This is a genomic window from Metabacillus sp. 22489 (assembly GCF_052044855.1).
In the GTDB taxonomy this organism is placed as follows: Bacteria; Bacillota; Bacilli; order Bacillales; family Bacillaceae; genus Metabacillus; species Metabacillus niabensis.
In genome coordinates this window covers 1-2,510 of record NZ_JBQENT010000097.1, presented here as the reverse complement: position 1 = coordinate 2,510, position 2,510 = coordinate 1, and the positions used below count along the sequence as shown (strand labels likewise).

Here is a 2,510-nt window from a genome sequence, read left to right as displayed (position 1 = left end):
TATAAAGAAAGGCGACTATCCGTCCAAAAAATGAACGGATAGTCGCCTTTTTCGTTTACGATCTTGAAATAAAATTAAAAAACGTAAGTTTTTCAGTGGCCTCTTTTGTCCCAGCCTCTATATTTCTATACCAAGCTAGGCAGTGTCCTTCTCAACAATTAAGTGAATTAATAATTCTCTTCTTAGCATTAACATCGCCTCCCAATATTTTTTACACATTCAATTACATATTTCCATTCTTAAATAGATAATCTTTCGATTGTTCCATTCTTTCTTGTACTTCAAGATCCCTTTCATATTTATCTTTTGATTGTACACGCTTTGAAATTGTCAATGATAATGTAATAAAAAATAAATTGATCGTCATTGTATCACCTCCTTAAAAGATACTAAACCAAATTTGTTGCCATCGTCACAAACTGTCTTTATAGAGGGAATTTTAAAATAAAAACGCCACAGGACAGCCTGTGACGTTTTAGATATAGATATGCCACAAGCATTTTCGACTCAACCTGCGGCTCAATGATCAATTATTTTAAATCACATTAAATTGAGAATTCAACAACTTGGTCGATTAGATGGTTATTATGAAATTCTAGATTTACTGTTACCATATTTTTAACTGATTTCATCATAAACGACCTCCTTTGTTTTCTTCTTGGTAATTATATCCTCTTTTACCATTTCTGTAAATGAACTTTTGAAAAGTTGTAAAATTCTGAATTTTCCATAGCCTATAAAGGAGCTAAAAGTTGGATTACGAGGAAGCTATACATAAACAGGCAGTCAAGTCTAAAGTAAGTAGAAATAAAAAAACGACTATAACATCAGCCGTTTTTTACTCTTCAAGCTTTTCATATTGTTTTTTATATTTCAATGAGACCTTAAAACAAGTAAACGATGCCGCTAAGAAGATGAGCGTTGAAACCATCAAGATTATATCACGCCATTCGCTAGTTCCTTCATTCGGCAATACAACACCAATATATAAAAATACACTAACTGCTAATAAAATCATCGCATAATATTTAAAATCTGTAAAAAGTGCACGTAATCTTCTCTTTTCCATATTATCCCCACCTAGTTTATTTAACATAAACATACAATATCATAAACTAGTAGGCTACGAAGCAAGTAAATTTCTCCAACTATAGAATAGAGAAGAGCCTCCTCCCTATCAGTTTCCTGATTTAATATCAATAGGAGGAAGCACTGTGATTTTGAATATCGTTATATTCCTTCAACAATTTTCAATACTAATTGTGCTGAATGCTTAGCAGCTTTGTCCAAAAATTGATCAAATGATACATCTGATTCCTTTCCAGCAATATCTGATAAAGCACGAATCACAACGAATGGTGTATCAAACTGATGACAAACTTGTGCGATTGCCGCTGCTTCCATTTCTCCTGCGTACAAATTACTGAATTTACTGCGAATAAATTCAACTTTATTCGGGTCATTTAAGAATGAATCTCCTGTTACAATAAGACCCTTTACTACTTGAATATCATTTATTTCTTTTGCCTTTTTTTCAGCAACATTTACTAGCATGTCATTAGGAATATACGCAGCAGGTAAGCCTGGCACTTGCCCATACTCATAACCAAAAGCTGTAACATCAACATCATTATGTCTAACCTCTGATGAAATGACAACATCACCAACGTTTAATGAGGAATGAAAGCCGCCCGCAGAACCAGTATTTATAACACAGTCTGGTTGATAACGGTCTAATAAAAGTGTTGTGCTCATTGCTGCGTTCACTTTTCCAATACCAGACTTTAATAAAATGATTTCAACGCCTTTATAGATTCCAGATGTAAATTCACATCCAGCAATAAATTCTTGCTTTCGGTTTTCGAGAGTATCTCGTAAAATCGTTACTTCTTCTTCCATCGCACCAATAATTGCAATTTTCATGGTTGTCAAGTCCTTTCACATATATCAGATATACTTATGTATTCCCTTAGAAGTGTACCTATTTTATTTTCACAAAGCAAGCTTGGATTATAATCTTCTATTCGATGTATTAAAATCAGCTGTCCATGTGAGCTATTCTTTATTCTCAATGTTTGATAAAATGCTTATAGAATATGTAGTATTGAGGTGTTTATATGGATTTCCAATTAGATCTTATTAAGGATAAAATCGAATTTTTTGAGGCAACTTCAATAAAAGATTTAGAAAAGAATATCAATGAAAAAATTGAACAGAACCAAGCATTATTATTAAGTGTTCAATCCGTCTCCCATCAGATGCATGTCACAGAAGATGGAAAAAGGCTCTATAGTGCTGTCGTCCATTTTAAAGCTTCACTGAATTAAAATTGCCATTCAACCTTTTATACAAAAGAGTAATTATTCTGATTTATAAAAAAAACAGTGGAAAATTCGAGGCCACTGAAAAACTTACGTTTTTTAATTTTATTTCAAGATCGTAAACGAAAAAGGCGACTATCCGTTCATTTTTTGGACGGATAGTCGCCTTTCTTTATAGACTTTTTCACT

At 32.7% G+C, this 2,510-nt stretch carries 4 protein-coding genes; 1 reads left to right on the top strand and 3 read right to left on the bottom strand.

The genetic code is table 11. From position 1 onward, the window contains the following. Window positions 1-223: 223 nt before the first annotated feature. The 3 genes from ACTJJ9_RS26070 to mtnN form a co-directional block, all read right to left on the bottom strand. On the bottom strand, window positions 224-367 hold the full coding sequence (locus tag ACTJJ9_RS26070) for a YrzI family small protein (RefSeq protein ID WP_145585413.1): 144 nt from the start codon (window positions 365-367) through the stop codon (window positions 224-226). A gap of 471 nt (window positions 368-838) precedes the next feature. After that, window positions 839-1,069 carry a YrhC family protein gene (locus ACTJJ9_RS26065; protein ID WP_095303419.1) on the bottom strand — a complete coding sequence of 77 codons (231 nt, stop codon included), beginning with the start codon at window positions 1,067-1,069 and terminating at the stop codon, window positions 839-841. A gap of 161 nt (window positions 1,070-1,230) precedes the next feature. After that, complete coding sequence (gene mtnN / locus ACTJJ9_RS26060; protein WP_145585414.1) at window positions 1,231-1,923, bottom strand: 5'-methylthioadenosine/S-adenosylhomocysteine nucleosidase; 693 nt, start codon at window positions 1,921-1,923, stop codon at window positions 1,231-1,233. Window positions 1,924-2,117: 194 nt separating this feature from the next. On the opposite strand from mtnN, the gene ACTJJ9_RS26055 reads away from it, so the two are divergent. Then, entirely contained in the window at window positions 2,118-2,327 is a 210-nt protein-coding gene (locus ACTJJ9_RS26055; protein ID WP_095303415.1) for a YrzA family protein, read from the top strand. Window positions 2,328-2,510 lie beyond the last annotated feature (183 nt).

Coding starts and splice junctions, on each gene's coding strand:
- ACTJJ9_RS26070 (WP_145585413.1), bottom strand. CDS start 367: ATGACGATCAATTTATTTTTTATTACATTATCATTGACAATTTCAAAG.
- ACTJJ9_RS26065 (WP_095303419.1), bottom strand. CDS start 1,069: ATGGAAAAGAGAAGATTACGTGCACTTTTTACAGATTTTAAATATTAT.
- mtnN (WP_145585414.1), bottom strand. CDS start 1,923: ATGAAAATTGCAATTATTGGTGCGATGGAAGAAGAAGTAACGATTTTA.
- ACTJJ9_RS26055 (WP_095303415.1), top strand. CDS start 2,118: ATGGATTTCCAATTAGATCTTATTAAGGATAAAATCGAATTTTTTGAG.